The 19,595-nt window shown below is 63.4% G+C and carries 13 protein-coding genes; 7 read left to right on the forward strand and 6 right to left on the reverse strand.

The features are described from left to right. Positions 1-56: 56 nt before the first annotated feature. Positions 57-566, forward strand: coding sequence for a magnetosome magnetite crystal formation protein family (locus AC5IJH_RS03145; RefSeq protein ID WP_491901334.1), 510 nt, complete (start codon positions 57-59; stop codon positions 564-566). 14 nt (positions 567-580) lie between these two features. Here AC5IJH_RS03145 and AC5IJH_RS03150 read toward each other — a convergent pair whose 3' ends face one another. Next, positions 581-1,855 carry a VWA domain-containing protein gene (locus tag AC5IJH_RS03150; protein WP_491901335.1) on the reverse strand — a complete coding sequence of 425 codons (1,275 nt, stop codon included), beginning with the start codon at positions 1,853-1,855 and terminating at the stop codon, positions 581-583. A gap of 86 nt (positions 1,856-1,941) precedes the next feature. Here AC5IJH_RS03150 and AC5IJH_RS03155 point away from each other — a divergent pair, with 86 nt between their 5' ends. From AC5IJH_RS03155 to AC5IJH_RS03170, 4 genes are read left to right on the forward strand one after another with little or no spacing between them, the layout of a single operon-like run. Continuing rightward, a complete protein-coding gene (locus tag AC5IJH_RS03155) occupies positions 1,942-3,774 on the forward strand; it encodes a SpoIVB peptidase S55 (protein WP_491901336.1) in 1,833 nt (610 codons plus the stop codon). A 54-nt stretch (positions 3,775-3,828) separates the two neighbouring features. Continuing rightward, the gene (locus tag AC5IJH_RS03160) at positions 3,829-4,836 is read left to right on the forward strand and encodes an NAD(P)-dependent alcohol dehydrogenase (protein WP_491901337.1); all 1,008 of its coding nucleotides are present in this window, start codon (positions 3,829-3,831) and stop codon (positions 4,834-4,836) included. Between the two features lie 27 nt (positions 4,837-4,863). Continuing rightward, positions 4,864-7,080 carry a WD40 repeat domain-containing protein gene (locus AC5IJH_RS03165; RefSeq protein ID WP_491901338.1) on the forward strand — a complete coding sequence of 739 codons (2,217 nt, stop codon included), beginning with the start codon at positions 4,864-4,866 and terminating at the stop codon, positions 7,078-7,080. 3 nt (positions 7,081-7,083) lie between these two features. Beyond that, positions 7,084-8,334, forward strand: a complete 1,251-nt coding sequence (locus AC5IJH_RS03170; RefSeq protein ID WP_491901339.1) for an FtsX-like permease family protein — start codon at positions 7,084-7,086, stop codon at positions 8,332-8,334. A 4-nt stretch (positions 8,335-8,338) separates the two neighbouring features. Here the strand turns inward: AC5IJH_RS03170 and AC5IJH_RS03175 are convergent, their stop codons facing one another. After that, a complete protein-coding gene (locus AC5IJH_RS03175; protein WP_491901340.1) occupies positions 8,339-9,520 on the reverse strand; it encodes an AAA family ATPase in 1,182 nt (393 codons plus the stop codon). A gap of 196 nt (positions 9,521-9,716) precedes the next feature. Between AC5IJH_RS03175 and AC5IJH_RS03180 the strand changes: the two genes are divergently transcribed. Both AC5IJH_RS03180 and AC5IJH_RS03185 read left to right on the forward strand, forming a co-directional pair. Continuing rightward, entirely contained in the window at positions 9,717-10,508 is a 792-nt protein-coding gene (locus tag AC5IJH_RS03180; protein WP_491901354.1) for an ABC transporter ATP-binding protein, read from the forward strand. Positions 10,509-10,688: 180 nt separating this feature from the next. Next, on the forward strand, positions 10,689-13,148 hold the full coding sequence (locus AC5IJH_RS03185; protein WP_491901341.1) for an ATP-dependent Clp protease ATP-binding subunit: 2,460 nt from the start codon (positions 10,689-10,691) through the stop codon (positions 13,146-13,148). A 62-nt stretch (positions 13,149-13,210) separates the two neighbouring features. Here the strand turns inward: AC5IJH_RS03185 and AC5IJH_RS03190 are convergent, their stop codons facing one another. The 4 genes from AC5IJH_RS03190 to AC5IJH_RS03205 form a co-directional block, all read right to left on the reverse strand. Then, the gene (locus tag AC5IJH_RS03190) at positions 13,211-14,377 is read right to left on the reverse strand and encodes a ScyD/ScyE family protein (protein WP_491901342.1); all 1,167 of its coding nucleotides are present in this window, start codon (positions 14,375-14,377) and stop codon (positions 13,211-13,213) included. A gap of 464 nt (positions 14,378-14,841) precedes the next feature. Beyond that, positions 14,842-16,098 carry an alkaline phosphatase family protein gene (locus AC5IJH_RS03195; RefSeq protein ID WP_491901343.1) on the reverse strand — a complete coding sequence of 419 codons (1,257 nt, stop codon included), beginning with the start codon at positions 16,096-16,098 and terminating at the stop codon, positions 14,842-14,844. A gap of 262 nt (positions 16,099-16,360) precedes the next feature. Then, on the reverse strand, positions 16,361-18,997 hold the full coding sequence (locus AC5IJH_RS03200; protein WP_491901344.1) for a glycoside hydrolase family 3 protein: 2,637 nt from the start codon (positions 18,995-18,997) through the stop codon (positions 16,361-16,363). A gap of 354 nt (positions 18,998-19,351) precedes the next feature. Then, positions 19,352-19,595: sensor histidine kinase (locus AC5IJH_RS03205; protein WP_491901345.1), on the reverse strand; the 244-nt coding region annotated here is incomplete at its 5' end.

A 19,595-nucleotide genomic window follows, 5' to 3' on the forward strand; every position in this document is an offset into this window, starting at 1 on the left:
CGATCTCTGCAGCTTGCCCGGGCCCCGGCAGGGGTGATCGTGAAGGAGGTAGACAGATGCGTTGTCCTGCCTGTTCGACTGAGAACCCGCCGGGCGCGGCGTTCTGCCAGCATTGCGGAACAGCCCTGGGCACGGCGCCACCGCCGACTGCAAGCGGCTACACGCAGGTTCCGCAGGGTGCCGTGCCCCCACCGGGCGCCGTACCACCCCCAACCTCGGGATACATGCCGGCACAAGCCGGGCTGAGCGACAACGTCGCCGGCGCGCTGGCCTACATCACGTTCATTCCGGCGCTGATCTTCCTGATCGTCGAGCCCTACTCACGGCGGCCGTTCGTGCGCTTCCACGCGTTCCAGTGCCTGGGGCTGACCGTAGCCTCGCTTGCGCTGCACTTCGCAATCGCGGCCACCGCGTTCGTTCTGCACTTCGTGGCGTTCCTGCTATCGGGACTGGTCAGCCTGGTGTTCTTCGTGTTCTGGCTGGTCTGCATCGTGAGCGCGGCGCAGGGGAAGAGCTTCAAAGTGCCGCTGATCGGTGACTTCGCCGCGCAGCAGGCCAATCGCTAGCGCGGTGAGCCCGGTTACTCAACCTCCTGGCGTGCGCGGTAGCCGTCGCGCGCCAGCACGTCGTACTTCAGGCTGTGGTGCTTCTCGTCCTGCATCTGCAGCGGCTTGCCTTCGTTGTCAACCAGCTCTACCCGAATCTTGCGATAGCTGCCATCCTCCTTCGCATTCGTCGGGCGGTAGCTGATGACGTACTGGTTGCGAATGGACGAGTTGATGTCGCGGAAGATCTCCGGCATCTCGCCAGTGAAACGCGGGAAGTAAGCCTTGCCGCCGGTCATGGAGGCAAAGGTGCGGAGCTGGTTGTCGGCCTGCAGATAATCGATCTCGCGCGGACCGAACATGCCGCCCTGCGCGTTGCCGGTCAGGCGGGCAGTCTGGCCGGTGCCGACCGCGTAGATCGTTACGTTCGGCGTGGCCTTGACCTTCTGCAGGATCTTATCGAGCGTGATCTTCGAGAGCGTGTCCCGACCGGACCCGATGAAAATGACATACTTGCGTCCTTCCACGCGGGTCAGGCGGTCCAGCGTTTCGTAGAGCGCGTCGAAGGTGTCGGTCTCGCTGAAGCCAGGAATCTGCAGCGAGTTCAGCGACTGGTACACGACCCGCTTGTCCTGCGTGAAGTCGGTGAGGATGTGGGTGCGCAGATCGAAGGTGGCGACGGCCACGTAGTCGTCGGGGCGAAGCTGCTGGGCGAAGGCGTATGCGGCGTTCACCATGTCGTACAGAAACCAGTAATTGGTTGAGGCGAACTCGCAGAGCAGCACGGCCGTGATGGGCGCCTGGGTGCGGCCGAAGGCTGTGATCTGCTGTGGCTGGCCGTCCTCGAAGACACGGAAGTTGTCCTGCTTCAGGTTGGGGACGAACTGGTGCGTCTTCTGGAGCAGCACACCCACGTCTACGGTGACCACCGGCACGTTCACGCGGAGCGAGAAGTTCTCCAGCCCCTTCGGGTTCTTGACGGTAGGCGGAGGCGGCGGGGGCGGAATGTCCGCAGCCGGCGTCTTCTTGGGCAGCGCAATGGAACCGGAGTCGCCGCCGGGACCACCAGCTTCGGGCGAGCTCTGGCCCTGATCAGGCGCGGGCGTGGTGCCGGGAATCTGGTACTCGCCGTTGTGCTGTGGCTGCTGCGTTTGTCCGGCGGGCGGCTGCGCCGGGCTGGACTGCTGCTGCCCTGAGTTGGACTGCTGCTGCGTCTGGCCGGTGGGGGCGTCCTGCGACCACGCTGCGGGAGCGATGGCCAGGGTAAGGGCAAGGGCGAAAGTGAAACGAGTGAAGGCGTGCGCGACCACTGTCAGACCTCTGTTTGTTAGACGTGGGAGCAGCGCCGTCCGCCATCGTGTTGGCGTCGGGGCAGCAACCGTCTACTGTAAAGGACGTGGCAACCCACTGTTTTGACATCCTCCTTCCCGCCGGTTTGTGCGCCGCCTCCACGCGGGCGCTGGCCAGCCTGGGGCTGGCGGCGGCCCTGCTGCTGCCTGCCGCCGCCGCCGGCCAGACCACCCAGCCCGGTCAGCCGGCGAAGCCGGTTCCGGCAGAGGTGCAGACGCCCCCGCCCCCGGCGAATCCGCCAGATTCGGTGAGCGCGGGTGTGATGCCGCTGGACCAGATTCACCGCGGGCAGCATGGCGTGGCGTACACGGTGTTCGAGGGCGTCAGACCGTCGGCGGTGGAGGTAGAGATCCTGGGCACGCTGCGCAATGCGCTCGGCCCGGGGCAGGACATGATCCTGGCGCGGCTGGGCGGCAAGGACGCGGTCTACACAGGCGTGGTCGCCGGGATGAGCGGCAGCCCCGTGTACATCGACGGCAAGCTGGCGGGGGCGCTCGCGTTCCGCATTGGCCAGTTTAGTAAGGAGCCGATCGCCGGGATTACGCCGATCCAGCAGATGCTGCAGGTGAAGGCGATGCCGGCGGAAGCAGCGCGCAACACCAAAGGCAATGACGAAGTGCGGCCAATCGAGACGCCGCTGTTATTCAGCGGCTTCAGCCAGCAGGCCGTGGACACCTTCCGCGATCGCTTCGAGGCCAACGGCCTGACGCCGGTGGTAGGCATCGGAGGCAGCTCAAGCAATGAGAAGCAGCCGGAGCCGATCGAGCCGGGCTCATCCGTCAGCGCGCTGCTGGTGCGCGGCGACCTGGAGATCGCTGCGACCTGCACGGCGACTTACGTGGATAAGCAGCAACTGCTCGCTTGTGGCCACCCGATCACTCAGACCGGCTCCGTATCCGTGCCGATGACCAAGGCTGCCGTGGTGGCGACCCTGCCCTCTCCGCTGAATGCGTTCAAGATCGTGAACACGACCGAGGAGGTTGGGGCGTTCACGCAGGACCGGCAGACGGCTATACGGGGCGAATTTGGAGCGAAGGCGCAGATGGTGCCCGTCACGGTGACCTTCCGCACGGGCAATACGGTCAGCCGCGTGGTGCACTTCGATGTGGCGGACAGTCCCGATCTGACGCCGGTGCTGATGCTGACCTCGATTTATCAGTCGCTGATGCAGAACAACAGCTATGCCGCCGAGACGACCTACAGTATGCGCGAACGCATCCAGGTGGAAGGCGCGCCCGAGGTGGACCTGACGCGCTTCACCGCGCCCGGAGCGGGGCTGCCGGCGGCGCTGGGCGCAACGCTGCAGGTGGGCGAGCCGTTCGTGCAGATCTATGGCAATCCCGCGCGGCGCGGCGTGTTGCGCTCGGTGTCGCTCGATGTGGATGCAGTGCCCGGCCGCCAGAGTGTCGAGATTGAAGGCGTCGATCGCGCAGGTGGACCTGTGCACGCTGGCGAAACGGTGTCACTGCGGGTGACGCTGCGCCCCTACCGCGGCGAGAATCGCACGGTGAATATTCCGGTGACACTGCCCGCGACCTTGCCGCCCGGGCCGGTACGCATCGCCTTCTCGGACGCGGCCACAGTCGATCACATGATCGAATCGCCGTTGCAGCACCTGAGCTTGAACGACACGGTGGCTGCGCTGAACGCAACGCATGCCAACGACCGTCTGTACGTCACGCTGCTATCGCCATCGCCACAGGCACGACTCGACGGCCGCACGCTGAGCGCGCTGCCCATATCGATGGCCAACGTGCTCGACCCGCTGCGGGCAAATCGCACGCTCACGCTCAATGGCGAATCGGCGGTTGCGATAACATCAGTCCCCATGGATGCAGTCGTGACCGGCAACCAGGTAACGACGCTGCAGTTGGAATAGGCACGGGCTCATCACCGCCCTGCACTCACGATCCACAGACCACCTGAGGGAACGATGGCAGAGATCCGAGGCTACGCAACGCACGCAGCCGGCGCCGAATTGCTCGCATTCCGCTACTCCGTTGACGATATTCGAGCGGACGAGGTGGAGGTACGTATCAGCCACTGCGGTGTGTGCCGCAGTGACCTGCACCTGATCGACAACGACTGGACGGTCAGCAAGTACCCGTTCGTTCCCGGGCACGAGATCATCGGTACGATCTCCGAAGTCGGCAGCGCCGTGCACCACCTGAAGCCCGGTGACCGCGTCGGCGTGGGTTGGCAGGCGAACAGCTGCGGCCATTGCGCTTGGTGCCGCGGCGGGCAGGAGCACCTGTGTGCAGAGGCGCAGCCCACCTGCGTGCATCGCCACGGCGGGTTTGCGGAGGCGGTGCGCGTGTCCGCGCGCTTCGCCGTCCCTATACCCGAGGCGCTCTCGAGCCAGACCGCAGCCCCGCTGCTCTGCGCCGGAGTCACGGTCTACACGCCGATGCGCACGTACGGGGTCTCTCCCGCGTCTCGCGTCGGCGTGGTAGGCATCGGTGGCCTGGGGCACGTCGCGCTGCAGTTCGCAAATGTGTTCGGCGCCGAGGTGACTGCGTTCTCGAGTTCGCATGGCAAAGAGGAAGAGGCGAAGTCGTTCGGCGCGCACCACTACTGCAACACGCGTGAGAGCAAGAACGTGAAGGCGCTGGGCGGCTCGTTCGACCTGATTCTTTCGAGCGTGCACGCGGAGCAGGATTGGACCGGGCTGATCGGAACCTTACGACCCGCTGGCGTACTGTGCCTGCTGGGTGCGCCGGCGCGGCCCTTGCAGCTCCCTGCAGCGGCCCTGGTGTTGTCAGCCAAGGCGGTCGCGGGCAGCAACACCGGCAGTCCACTGATGATCGCCGAAATGCTCGACGTCGCGGCACGCCACAAGGTCGCGGCGCAGGTCGAGTGCTACCCCATGGCGCGCATTAACGAGGCGATCGGCAAAGTGCGACGCGGAACTGTGCGCTATCGCGCGGTGCTGAGCAACTGAGGGCCTGCGAGTAGACTGAAGCCACCCATGTCTTTGCGCACCGCGTCTCTTGCTCTGCTGCTTTGCACCTCTGCTCTTCCCTGCCTCGCTCAGGGCACGCGTGTCTGGACGACGTCGCATGCCGAAGAGTGGGAGAAGGGGCGGCCGCACGGCGTGGCGATGGCGAGCGATGGTTCGCTGAGCGCGGCACCTGCCGCGACGGTGGCCGCGACCACGCCATCCACCTATATTTGGTCCGTCGCGAGTGACGCGTCCGGCAATGCCTACGTGGCGACAGGCGCACCCGCCACCGTGCTGCGCATTGACGCGCAGGGCAAGAGCACGCCGCTGTTCCACACCAAGGATCTCAGCGTGCAGACCGTCTGCGTCGGGCCGGACGGCTCTGTGTATGCAGCGACGTTGCCGAACGGCAAGGTGTATCGCATTCCAGCAGGCGCGAGCGACGTCGATGCGGAGAACGCGACGGTGGTCTTCGATCCGACGAAGCTCGAGGGCACGAAGGCTGAGGGGCAACCGAAGTACATCTGGTCGCTGGTGTTCGGGCCGGATGGAGCGCTCTACATCGCGACCGGCGGCCCGGCGGCCATTTACCGCGTCCGCACACCAGCAGGCGATGCACATGCCGAGCGCTTTTTCGAGAGCGACGAGCAACACATCCGCACGCTGCTGTTCGAGAGGGACGGCCAGTTGCTGGCGGGCTCGGATGGCGACGGCCTGGTCTATCGCATCGATCGAGCGGGCAAGGGCTTCATCCTGTTCAACGCACCGAAGCGCGAGGTGACCTCACTGGCGGCCTCGCCTAATGGCGAGATCTATGTCGCCACGGTGGGCGAGAAGGGCAAGAGCAACCTGCCACCGCTGCCGGTTCAAGGAGTTGCTACCGTGACGGCAACAATTACCATCGTGACGCCCGGCTCGGTGCAGGCTTCCAACCAGAACAGCCTTGTGCCCGACGGTTCTGAGGTGTTCGCGCTATCTCCCAGCGGAGCAGCCCGCAAGCTCTGGGCCCCGCACGATGACGTGGTCTATGGCCTGCATTGGACCTCCGATGGCCTGCTCGCGGCGACTGGCAATCGCGGTCGCATCTACCGCATCGGTGCGAACGGCGAGTGGGCGGACATTGCGCACCTCGATGCCTCGCAGGCAACCGGCTTCGCTGCTGCGCCGAATGGCTTTTACATCGGCACGAGCAACAGCGGTCGCCTGTACAAGCTGAGCGCGCAGCCGGTGGCGGGCAGCCTCGAGAGCGAGGTGCAGGACGCTGGCTCCGTGGCGCGCTGGGGCCGTGCCGATGTCGATGCGACAGGCACCGGCTACACACTCTCCGCACGCACCGGCAACGTGAGCAATGCAGAGCGCGGGTGGAGCGCATGGAAGCCGCTGACGACGAGTGCCGAGCCCGGACTCCCGCCGGCGCGCTTCGCGCAGTGGAAGCTCACGCTCGATCCGGGCACGACAGTGCATGCTGTCGCACTGAACTACCTCCCCGCAAATGTCGCACCCGTGGTGGATGAGGTCGGCGTGGTGCCGGGCGCGCGCGTAAATGCGCAGCCAACGTTTCAGCAGCCGGGCGCGGTGACCATCAACCTGCCCTCTGCTTCGTCGAACGTGATCAATTTGCAGCAGGAGCCGAACACAGCGCCGTTGCAGGGCACCCGCGACAAGAACGCTGTGACGGCCCGCTGGGCGGCGCACGACGATAACGGCGACGAGCTGGTGTTTGCCCTTTACTACCGCGGCGCGGGCCAACAGAACTGGCAACTGCTGAAGGACAACGTCGCTGAGCGCTACTACACGTTTGAAGCTTCGCAACTTCCCGATGGGCCCTACCAGTTAAAGGTCGTTGCGAGCGATGCACCGTCACACAATCCGGGCGAGGCGTTGACTGCCGAGCGCACCAGCGAGCGCTTCGTGCTGGACACGCAGTCGCCGTTGATCGCGACGCTCGCCGCACGGCTCGAGGGTGGCAAGCTTCACGTGACCGCGGAGGCGAAGGATCCTACGTCCGCGATCACACATGCCGAGTACTCGATCGACGCCGGGCCGTGGCAATACATCGAACCGGTCGGCGCGCTGTCCGATGCGCGCAGCGAGCGTTACGATTTCACTGCTTCCCTGCCCGCTCCCTCCGACCGACTGCGGCAGCAGGCGCTGCCGCCGATCGATGCTTCCGAGCACGTCGTCAGCCTGCGTGTGACGGACCGGTACGACAACTCCACGACGGCCAAGGCTGTCGTGCACTAGGCGATGCGCTTCGAGCTGTTCGTTGCCGCACGCTACCTGCGGGCCAAGCGCCGCCAGGCAGTGGTGGGCGTCATTACGGCGATCTCAGTCGCCGGCGTGGCGGCGGGTGTCGCCGCCCTCATCATTGCGCTCGCAATCACGAACGGCATGCGGCGCGATCTGCAGGATCGGCTGCTCGGCTCGACATCGCACGTGGAGCTGTTGCGCACGGCAAGCGACGGCATTCGTGAGTGGCGGCCGCTGGTCACGCGCATGGCATCACTGCCCCACGTGCGCGCAGCAGCGCCGGGGCTCTATGGCCAGGTGCTGGTGTCGCGCGGCTCGCGGTCGGGTGGGCTGCTGATCAAAGGCATTCTGCCGGACCAGGAGCGACGCGTGACTGACCTGCTCGACATGGTGCAGCTCGGCTCGACCGCACCACTCGCCCCTGCTCCGCCAACGGCGGTTGGCGACACGGCTCCGTTGCCACCGCTGGTGCTGGGCCGCGACCTTGCAGAGACGCTCGACACCAAGGTGGGCGACACCGTGCTGGTAACGAGTCCTCAGGGCGAGCTAACACCGCTCGGCATCGTGCCGAAGTTTCAGCGCTTCTACATCGCCGGCATCTTCCACTCGGGCTTTTACCAGTACGACTCCGGGCTTGGGTTCATTCGGCTTGCGGACGCACAGCGGCTGCTCGGGGAGCCTGACCTCATCTCGGTGATCGCTTTCAAAGTGGATGATCTATACCACGCCGACGCGATCGGGCGTGAGATCGAGCACGCAGCCGGCGCGGGCTACATGACGACCAACTGGATGGAGCAGAACCGGGAGCTCTTCCGCGCGCTGCGTCTCGAACAGGTGGTCACCTTCATCGTGATCGGACTGATCGTCTGCGTGGCCGCACTCAACATCCTGATCGCGCTCACGATGATGGTGATGGAGAAGACGCGCGATATCGCGGTGCTGATGAGCTTCGGCGTACGGTCGGAGCAGGTGCGGCGCATCTTCCTCATGCAAGGGCTGCTGATCAGCGTGCTCGGCACTGGGATAGGACTCGTGCTGGGGTACGCCGCGTCGTGGGCCGGTGGCCACTATCGCTTCATTCACCTGCCAGGCGATGTGTACTCGATCGACTACCTGCCGTTCGCGCCGCGCGCGGCCGATGCGCTGATTGTGGCGGTGGTAGCGCTCGGCGTGTCGCTGGTGGCGACGATCTATCCCTCGCGCTCCGCCGCCCGGGTGCTGCCGGCTGAGGCGCTGCGCTACGAGTAGTGCATCAGCGCGCTGGCCACGCCCATTTGGCTTTCGTGAACAGGTCCAGTGCTTCGAGCGTCGTCTCGCCGAACTCCTTCTTCAGGTGCAGGTATGAGCACAGCGTGGAACCGGTGAGCTGCTCAATCAGCGACGCTGCGTGCGAGACCACGATGATCTGGGTCTGCGCCGCGGCCGTGAGAATGAGGCGACCGAGCGCGGGCAGCAGATCGGGATGAAGGCTCGTCTCCGGCTCATTGAGTACGAGCAGCGCTGGTGGACGTGGTGTCAGCAGCGCTGCAGTCCAGAGCAGATAGCGCAACGTACCGTCTGAGAGCTCAGCCGCAGTCAGCGGGCGAAGCAGGCCGTGCTGCCGAAGATGAATCTCGAAGTGTCCATCGCCCGGCGAGATGCCCAGCGTGCTTCCCGAGAAGGCGTCGTCGATAGTGCGGTCGAGTGCATCGTCGTCGCGCAGTTCGCGGATCGTTTGTAGCGCAGCCGCCAGGTTGCTGCCGTCCTGGTGAAGCACTGGACTAAAGGTGCCGATCTGCGGTGTGCGCGCAGGAGCGTCGGCATCCGTGCGGAAGTGATCATAGAAGCGCCACGAGCGAACCGACTCGCGCACGGCCAGCATCTCCGGAGCGCGTTGCGGGTCGGCGATACTGGCCAGCATGCTGTCCGTGTCGGCGAGGTGCTGGGTCAGCATCACTGGCTCCTCGTCGTGCAGGGTCGAGAACCAGACAAAGTTGCTCCTCCGGTCCACCATGGCGGAGGCTTTGCGATAGATCGGTCCGTGCCAGAGGCATTCACGCTTGATGCGAGGGTCGAGCGCAAACATCGTTGGCGGCCAATCTTTCGGCAACGGCGGTGGATAGCCCAAGTCAATGCTGTAGCCATACGCATCGCTGCCGAAGCCAAGTCGCAGGCTTGCGCTGTTCCGCTTCGCCTGACCCTCGACTCCATGCGTGCCCTGGCGAACGCTGCGCCCGATGGTCTCCGGTCCGGCCCAGAAGGTCGACGGCAGACCACCCTCCCGTGCGAGCGATCCGACGACCGCATTCTGCGAGACATCTGCAAGCAGCCGGAGCGAGCGGTAGACGCTCGACTTGCCGCTGCCATTCGCGCCTGTGATCAACGTGAGCTGCCCCAGCGGCAGCGCCAGATCGCGCAGCGAGCGGTACCCGTGAATGGCCACTGTGCGGATCACCACTCGCAGCATACCCGCGTGCTCTAGGCGCCGCGGAACGTATCTCGCCTGCGGCGTCCGTTCCCATCGCGGGCAGCGGAGTGAAACAGGTGGTGTGAGCGGGGCGGCTCGTTTGCAGGATCAACGCATCTCTGATCGCACGGAAGTGGCAGCCGAATGCACTTCCCCAGAATGAGTGCAGATGGTAGACATGGGTATGGGCGGGTCCGCCGTTTCCGACCGCAGATTGCACCGGACTGACAGCAGTTCCGATGCCCTGCTGGAGGTGCGTGGACTGGCCAAGGAGTACGCGACCGGCCGTGGCCGGCTGCTCCTCTTCCACGATCTGAGCTTCCGCGTCGAGCCGGGTGAGCTCCTTGCGATCGTCGGGACGTCCGGTGCGGGTAAAAGCACACTTTTGCACATACTTGGGGCTCTTGATGCACCCACAACGGGTGACCTATACTTCGCCTCAACCCACTTGAATAAACTCACGCCCAGGCAAGCAGCCGATTTCCGGAATCGCGAAGTTGGCTACGTCTGGCAGTTCCACTACCTGCTGCCCGAGTTCACGGCGGCAGAGAATGTGGCGCTACCGCTTCTGGCCCGGGGAGCGTCTCATAAGCAGGCGCGGACGAGCGCCCTGGAATGGCTCGATCAGGTTGGTCTTGTCGATCGGGCGGAGCATCAGGCCGGCGAACTTTCCGGCGGCGAGCAGCAGCGGGTCTCCCTGGCACGGGCGCTGGTAACCGGTCCCCGACTGCTCCTGGCGGACGAGCCGACTGGCGACCTGGATGCGGCCACGGCCGACCGGGTGTTTTCTCTCATCCAACAAGTACATGCGAACCATGGGCTTACCTCCGTCCTGGTGACGCACAACATGGAGCTGGCTGGCCGCTGCGACCGCGTGATGCGGCTCGAGGCCGGGCGCTTCGCCGAAGAGTCTGCCAATTCGGGGAGGCCGCTGCGGGAACCCGCCGCTGCAGCCTCCCGCAACCTGGGCGAGTGAACCGGAAACGATTGACCGGGAGCGTTGGATCGGGACAAAGCGTTCGCACGGAGTGGTGTGAGTCCGGTGGCGTGGGTCGTGCATCTTTAGTAACAACGACTCACATTCTGTACACGAGTTAGTCAGGAGAGGCAGGGAGAGACGCCAACCAGCGCACTCCACTGTCCTCGGAGGGGGAATATGTTCGAGCGCTACACAGAAAAGGCACGGCGCGTCATCTTCTTCGCGCGATACGAGGCGAGCCAGTTTGGCTCTCCTTATATCGAGACCGAGCACCTGCTGCTGGGTCTGCTGCGGGAAGATAAGGCCCTCACCAACAAATTTCTGCGCTCCCACGCATCGGTTGAGTCCATTCGCAAGCAGATTGAAGGACACACCACGATCCGGGAGAAGGTCTCCACGTCTGTCGACCTTCCCCTGTCGAATGAATGCAAGCGTGTGCTGGCCTATGCCGCCGAAGAGGCGGAGCGGCTGAGCCACAAACACATCGGGACGGAGCACCTGTTGCTCGGGTTGCTGCGCGAGGAGAAGTGCTTCGCCGCGGAGATCCTGCACGAGCGCGGTCTGCGGCTGGTGGCCATCCGCGAGGAACTGGCGCGGGCGACGCAGGAGAAGGCGCCGCAGCAACGGCAGAACCGCGAGTCCAGCCTGCTGGCAGAATTTTCGCGCGATCTGACGCAGGCAGCAACGGACTCGCAGCTCGATCCACTCGTCGGCCGGGACTCAGAAGTGGAACGTGTGGTGCAGATCCTGTGCCGCCGTACCAAAAACAACCCGGTGCTGATCGGTGAGCCGGGCGTGGGCAAGACCGCAATTGTCGAGGGTCTGGCGCAGCGCATTGCCGATGGCGATGTGCCGAGCTTCCTCGCCGACAAGCGGGTGCTGGCGCTCGACCTGTCGCTGATCGTGGCCGGCACCAAGTACCGCGGCCAGTTCGAGGAGCGGTTGAAGACCATCATGAAGGAGCTGATGGAGAACCAAAATTCCATCATCTTCATCGATGAGCTGCACACGCTAGTGGGTGCGGGCTCGGCCGAGGGGTCGCTCGATGCAGCGAACATCCTGAAGCCGGCTCTCAGCCGCGGCGAGATCCAATGCATCGGCGCCACAACACCGGGTGAGTACCGCAAGTCAATCGAGAAGGACCGGTCGCTCGAGCGGCGCTTCCAGGCTGTCAAGGTGCCGCCGCCAAACGAGTCGGACGCGATCAGGATCATCATGGGTATCAAGGACCGCTACGAGAAGTTTCATGCGGTCAGCTACACCGATGACGCGATCGAGTTTGCCGTCTCACACTCGAACCGCTACATCCCGGACCGGTTCCTTCCGGACAAGGCTATCGATCTGATTGACGAGGCCGGCGCTCGCGTGAAGCTGCGGCAGACGTCGCTGCCAGAAGAGATCACCGAGGTACAGAAGCGGATCAAGTTCATCGTGCACCGCATGGAGAACGCCATCGCGAACCACGAGTTCGAGAAGGCTCGCTTCTACTCCGACGAGGAGCGCAAGGAGCGCGAGAACCTGCGCGCCCTGCGTGACAAGTACCACCTGGACGATTCAACGGCCGGCATCGTGGGCCGCGAGGACATCGAGGATGTGGTCAGCCGCTGGACGGGCGTGCCTGTGACCTCGATCAAGGAAGAAGAGACGCAGAAGCTGCTGCGCGTCGAGGAAGAGCTGCACAAACGTGTGATCTCGCAGGAGAAGGCCATCAGTGCCCTCGCCCGTGCGATCCGTCGCTCGCGTGCAGGTCTCAAGTCGCCGCACCGGCCGATCGGCTCCTTCCTGTTCCTGGGACCGACCGGCGTGGGCAAGACGGAGATGGCGCGCACCCTGGCGCAGTTCCTGTTCGGCTCGGAGAAGGCGCTGATCCGCTTCGACATGTCGGAGTTCATGGAGAAGCACTCGGTCTCGAAGCTGATCGGTTCGCCTCCGGGATACGTCGGCTACGAAGAGGGCGGCCAGCTCACCGAACGGGTGAAGCGCTCGCCGTACTCTGTGGTGCTGCTGGATGAGATCGAGAAGGCCCATCCGGATGTGTTCAACATCCTGCTGCAGGTCTTCGAGGACGGCCAGCTCACCGACGGCCTGGGGAACACGGTCGACTTCAAGAACGTGATCCTGATCATGACGTCGAACATCGGCGCGCGGCACCTGCAGAAGAAGCAGGGGCTTGGCTTCCAGAGCGATCGCGAAGACCTGGTGATGGAGAAGGTCGAGGACCTTGTAAAGAACGAGGTCAAGCGCACCTTCAACCCCGAGTTCCTGAACCGACTGGATGAGGTCATAATCTTCCTGTCGCTCTCGGACGGAGACCTGATCCAGATTCTCGAGCTGCTGGTCCAACAGCTGAACGCGAACCTGGCGCAGAAGTCGATCACGATCAGCGTCAACGAGGAGGCCAAGAAGTGGATCCTCGAGAAGACACTGGTCGATCGCTCCTACGGCGCCCGTCCCCTGCGTCGCGCACTGCAGCGCTACGTCGAGGATCCGCTGTCGGAAGCATTGATCGCGGGCGGCATCTCGCAACGGCCGGCGTTCCTCGAGGTCTACCTCGAGAACAACCAGCTCTTCTATCGCCCGGTGCAGCAGGAGGGCGAAGAGGCACCCGCAGCGGACGGTGTACTGCTCTACAGCTAACGCTGACCCGCAACAGAAAGGCCCCGCCAACCAGCGGGGCCTTTTCTCGTTTGCTGCTCAGCTCAGTAATCGACGCGCACAACCTGCCCGACTGGGCCGTTGCTCACGCCGGGGAAAACGCTGAAGTTCGAAACGTAGATCGAGCCATTCCGCGCAGCGAAGCCGTTCGGCGTGACCAGAGCGTTGCCACCCAGCGCTGTGCGTGCACCGGCGGAGCCGTCATTGTTCACGGCGACGCGCACGACATCTCCGTGCTGCGTTCCGGAGCTCCAGGTGAAGAACTCGGTCGCGTAGAAGGCGCCATTGCTGAAGCCGCAGCCCGTAATCGGGTTGAAGCCGGAGGCCCACACGTCCGCGCTCGTCAGGATCGCGTTCGTAACCGCAGGATTGACCCGGTATACCTTGGACCGAGGTGAGTGAGCGGCGAAGTTAGCTCCGAAAGCCAGCGTGCCGACGTAGAGGTAGCCGTCCGCTCCCTGCGCGATACAGGTCGGCACCGAGTCGCTGACCGGCACGAGGTTGGGCCCAAGCTGCACCAGAGGGTTGGGAACGTACGCCACGATGTGGATGGAGCCGTTCTCGTCGACTTCGTCAATGGTATTTGACGCTGCGTCTGCGACGTATTCATGTCCTGGCACGGAGAGCACCGCGTAGGGGTTTGCATCCGGGAATTGTTCAGGAGGCGCGAAGAATGCATTGCGGTTCTGGTAGGTCCAGTTGTAGTCAAAGTCGCCCACGTCAGCGACGGTCTTCCAATGCCCGCTCTGCGAAGATTTGAGCAGTTTGCCAAACTGCCCGAGAAGCGCTGAACTCGCGTTCGGGTAGAGTGCCGTGTCAGCGAGAGTAGATCCGGTCAGGACGATGTGAATGTTGCCGTTTCCAAGAGCGGCCACACCATCCGGACCCACGACTCCGTTTTCGTCGGCTTGCGAGGCGAGCCCGGTAATGATTCGGGTGTAAGTGGGGTGTGCCGAGCTGAGACCGCGGATCTCACCCACCGAACCCGTGAAACCGAGTCCCGCGCCAACACCACCGGCGCCGTTCCCTGCACCGAGGCCGGCTTCGGCAACATACAAGACGCCGCCCGGCCCAAACGCCAACCCGCGTGGATTGTTCAGCCCCGTAGCAACGGGTGTAACCTGCGCCGCGGCGACGGCGGCGAAGCCTCCCGCGACAAGTGTAAGTAGTAGAGCTGTTTTGGGGGCTTTCGACCGGCGAGATACTTCCATGATGCGACTCCTTGGGCGTTATGAACGCGGGCGGAGTATAGCCGGGGCTAGTCTGCGAAAGCCATCAGTAACTTATATAACCTGCCGCAAGCGGTAGCAGCGCTGCGCGCCGACTTGAACGCAGGCATTCACTAGCGTGGTGATAGCGACGTCTCGATTCGATTGGGTGAGGCATTCGCGTTGAGCGTTTTGCAGGACAAGGTGCGCGTCTAAAACGAGAAGCTGACGTGCGCCTGACCAAGCTGGAGCGAACGATCGCGACGATTTCGAATCATAGTTCCTGTTCACTTGAGCTCGTTCTTTGCATCTACTGAGCGGGCGCCAGCGTATGAAGCGACTGCTTGCAGCCTGCTGTTCTGAGCACCGAGGGATCCACCGCAAAGAGAGAAGCTCCGCACGAGGCGGAGCTTCTCTCTTCCGGGGCCCAGGTTTGAGCGAACCAGAGACTTGCGTGAACGGGCGAGCTATTTGCCGCCGAACAGGTCGGTCATCACGTTCACATTGTTGTCGCAAGCATGATTCAAGCAAGGGAGCCCGAGTCCGCCTTCGATTGTCTTAAGCAGAGAGAAGTGGTTGTAACGCACATTGCTCAAAACGCCCTTCACGCCATAGCTGGTGTCGACGATGAGCGGCACCTGATTCGTCTCTGGCGCAGTTGCGTAATCGTTCTCATCCCAAAGGATGACGATGACGTTCTTGCCTTCTTTCCAGGTGGGCGAAGCCTCGATCGAGCGCAGGATGCGCTTGACGGTCAGATCGCCACGCTGGATGAGAGCCGGGTTGAGCCCGGCCTGCGTGCCGTTATCGGACGGATCGTAGTTGCAGAACGGTCCAGCATTCCCGCGGCCGTGCATGTCGTTGCACTGGTTGGGAGCGATGAAGGAGTAGGTGGGCACGGTGCCGGCTGCAAGATCAGCATACAGCCCGGTCACGCCATCGAACGGCGCCGAATTGTGCAGCGTGTTCTTGAAGTCGTAGCCTTCCTGCGTGCTCTTGAAGTACGCAAACGGATTGTGCTTCACCGCATAGAGCGCGACGATGCCGGCTGAGGTGAGCGGCGGCGTCAGAGCGGGCTTGATCGCCGTGAAGTCAGTCAGGTTGGAGAAGAAGCCGTCCGCAACGTTGACGCCATCGGCGCCCGGCAGCGGCAGATCTTCCTGGTAGCTCTTGTAGGTCAGGTTGCGTGCCACAAGCTGGTCCGCGATCGTCTTTCCAACGATGTGCGAGTCAGCCGGGATCGACTGCACGCCATCGATGTTGATGTCACCTGGAGCGCCGGTCGTCTCGTTCGTGGTGTCGATAGCTGGCGTGGCCGCATCGGTGCCGGTGCCATCGATTGGGCAGATAAGGCCGGTCGGCGGATTATCGGTGGCGGGAATGCCCGTGAGCAGGTTCGGCGTGCAGGACGTGCTGTGCCAGTCGGGGTAGTTGTCCGTATGGACGCCGAAGTTGGAGCCTCCAACGACCTCGAGATAGTTCGTCAGGCTAGGATGCGCAATGGCGTAGTAGTTGGTCGCGGTGTTCTGGGTGCGGGTGAGCTGATTGATATAAGCGGCGTTTGAGTTCCGGATGATCTGGCTGTAACCGTGGTTCTCCATCATGATGACGAACACATGATCGAGATGCGGCACACCCTGGGGCACAGGCCCCTCCTGCGCAACGGCGCTTGCGACCAGCAAGCATGCAGCAAGCCCCAATGAGGCAGTTTTACGGATATTCATGGCGGGTTTTCCCTTCGGGCAAATCTATGGCATGGGCAGAGGCACCACCGCGCAGCCTTGATGAAGGTAGGCCCGGATGATGACGGCCGCATTACGAAGCGCGAGCGCAAACAGCGAATGAGGAGTAATTCAACAGAAATTCATCAAGTGCCAAACCGGAGTGAAAAGGCGTCGCTACACACGCGCAGTCGAGGACGGTCTGCAGGCTCTCGAATGAGTGAACTGCAGAGGTCGTGAGCCGTTCTGACAATAAGTTGCAGCCCTACGGGAGACTCGCGTTCAACTGCAGATCGCCGGAAGAAAATCCCACTCGCAGTTTCCGTTCGCCTGCGGTCGCGACCCAGTCATTCTTAGCGGTGGCCCAGTATTGGAAGGCATGCGGCAGAAGGGTCAATGTGACTGTCTTGCTCTCACCTGCCGCAAGCGAGACCCGCTCGAAGGCGGCAAGTGCGCGCGGTGCAAACTGCACGCCCGGGATATCGGTCGCGGGCCGATCGAGGTACACCTGCGGCACTGCATCCCCGGCGACCTGACCTGTATTGCGGACACGCACGGTCACAACAGCGCCGCCGTTGGCAGCGCGCTCGGCATGCACATCGGACAGCTCGAACTTCGTGTAAGAGAGGCCAAAGCCGAACGGGAACTGCGGCTCTATCTTCTGACTATCGAACCAGCGATACCCAACCAGCACGCCTTCGGAGAATGTCGTCTTCCCATCCACTCCCTTCGCGGAGCGCTCCGGATGCGCTGGGTCGTTCGCAGCATAATCTGTCAGACGCTTCGCCCAGGTCATCGGCAGGTGTCCTCCGGGGTTGCTCTTTCCGAGCAGCAGCTTCGCCGTCGCCCAACCGCCCTCATCGCCCGGCCACCACATCTCGAGCACACCTTTCACCTTTGGCAGCCATGGCATCGCCACTGGCTGGCTGGTGTTCAGCACGACGACGGTGTTGGGATTGGCTGCCGCGACCTCCTCGATCAGGCGATCCTGTTCGCCGGGCAGTCCAAAGGCGGGACGACCGCGTGTCCAGGCGAACACGAGGACAGTCTTCGCCGACTTCGCGGCGGCGATCGCCTGCGCATGAGCCGTGGCGCGCGCTTGCGGTGACATCCAGTTCAGCCGGATCTGCGCCGGGGCATCGGAGGTGTCTGGTGTGAGCTCTACCTGAATGGTGTGTTTACCCTTCGTCAACTGCAGTGCGCGGCGCACGTTGTCGAGACCGTCCGTTGTCGGCAGGCCGTTGTCCTGCGTTGCGTACTGGATGTCACCATGCACAGTACCCTTGGCTGCACCGGTGCGCGCGACCCCTTTGCCATCGACCATAAGGTTGGCGCGACCGCCGAGGTCTTGCAGATAGAGCCAATACTTGCCATCGGCGGGTACGGTGAGATCGCCCGTCCAGGTGGCCGTGGTGTTCGGCGGCAGTGCCTTGCCATTGCTCCTTGTGAAGTCGAGAGTCGCATCGCTTATGCTGCTTTTCGAGCGTGCGAGGCCCGGCATCCCATTGTGCGAAAGCGCGGAGGCGGGCACGGGGGTGCCGGTCATATCGTCGTCGACGGCGAAGGTCACACGTGCCTGCGGATCGAGCTTCACAAGGGCGGCCATCGGGCTCACCTGTCGCTCCGTGAGCCCGGGTGACCGCTCGCCAAACGTGCCGATGGCGGCTACCTGTCCGGCGGTCGGGCCGATCATGGCGAGTGACGCGAGATCGTCAGTCTTCAACGGGAGAATGCCGTCTTCGTCCTTGAGGAGCACCGCCGCATCCTCAGCCGTCTTCTGAATGACAGCGGCATTCGCATCGATGTCCTGCGGAGTGACGGTGTGCTTCTGGTGCCCGTCCAGGTAGCCGAACCGATCCATCTCGTACAGAACGCGACGCGCCGCCTCCGTGATGGTGGCCTCCTTCACCGTTCCGTTCGCGAGCAATGCTTGCAGGGTTGTGCCATCGTTGTCGCGCGGAAACGCGTTCATGTCCATCGGCGGCGCCGGCGGTTCCTCAGGAATGGTGCCACCGAGCATGCCTGCTAATTGATTCGGATCGAACTTCGGTGGTGCTGCCGCAGGGGGTGTCGTAGTGCGGAAGAAAGTGTGCATGAAGCCGGCGAATGGACTGTCGGGTGGTGGCTGGCCGGGCATCTCCATATCGAGCCCGTCGTTGATGAAGGTTGCGCTATGGACCGCGCCCCAATCGGAGGTGACGAAGCCCTTGAAGCCGATCTGGTCTTTCAGGATCGTCTTCAGCGTGTCCGCGTTGCCGCAGGCGAACGGTCCGTTGATGCGGTTATACGAGCACATGATGGACGACACGCCCGCGTGCACCACGTCCGCGAAGGGCGCGATGTAGACCTCGTGCAGCGCCTGCGGGTCGATGGACACGTTATAGCCATCAGTGTCGTAACCGACGTAGTGCTTTGCCTGGGACATCACGTCCTGCGATTGTGCCCCGCGCACCTCCGCTACCCCCATCACCCCGGTCAGGTAAGGGTCCTCGCCGAAGGTGTTGTAAGCGCGTGCGAACGTGATGTCGCGATCAATGTTGATGAACGGCTGGAGCACAACATCGATGCCCAGCGAGCGCGCTTCGCGTCCGATGACCACGCCATTCTGCTCAGCATCCTCGCGGCTGAACGTCGCGGCCACGCCCATCGTGGCGGTCTCCGCCTGCGCAGGCACGCGCGTCAGCAGGCCGGGCGGCCCGTCCGCCATGCGCAACGAGGGCACGCTGAGCCGCGACACCCCGGGCAGATATCCTGCCTGCCCCTGATACGCGCTAGTATCCTCGACGCCACCGCGGATCAGGTTCATCTTCTCCTCAAGCGTCATCTGCTGGAGCAGCTTGTCGATTCGAGCCGCATCAGCCTCCGGTTTGGGGAATTCCTGCGCGATGCTGCAGGGTGGCACAAGCACGAGCGCGCAGACGGAGGAGAGTGGTAAGAGAACGCTAGAGAGACGCATGAGACCTCGGGTGCCGACGAATGGTTGCAGTTACTTCGTTCTGGGATGAGCAAACCAGGACTCGCAGCGCAAGAGCACTGTCTTTATTAGGCCGCTTACAGGGAAGCAGGCGCGTCCGGCTGTGGGCCATGCTTGTCCAGTGTGGCAGGCAATAGCACGATTCGACCTTCTTCCCTGCCCTGCCCGTGATGTCCAGAACCCCGCGACTTCCTATTGGCAAGGCGGTGAGAGCCGCGTCTATTCGTAGCTTCGGCCCACTGCGAATGCGAGCGGTCGAGCGAACTGATGCTCAGCGCGTCGTCACGACACAGCCGGAAGAAGGACAGACATGGTGGTACCGCGTTGTCCGCTATCCGGGCCGCTCTGCACCTCAATGCGGCCTTGATGCTTGCGGACGATGGTGTCACTGACCCAAAGTCCCAAGCCTGTACCGGTGCCTTCCTTGGTTGTGAAGAACGGCTCGAAGATGCGGCGTTGATTCGCCAGCGAGATGCCTGGACCGTTGTCGCTGACCGAGATCGTGACACATCCAGCGGCCAAGTAA

It is taken from the genome of Candidatus Dedyshia acidiphila (genome assembly GCF_051025295.1).
Lineage (GTDB): Bacteria > Acidobacteriota > Terriglobia > Terriglobales > Acidobacteriaceae > KBS-83.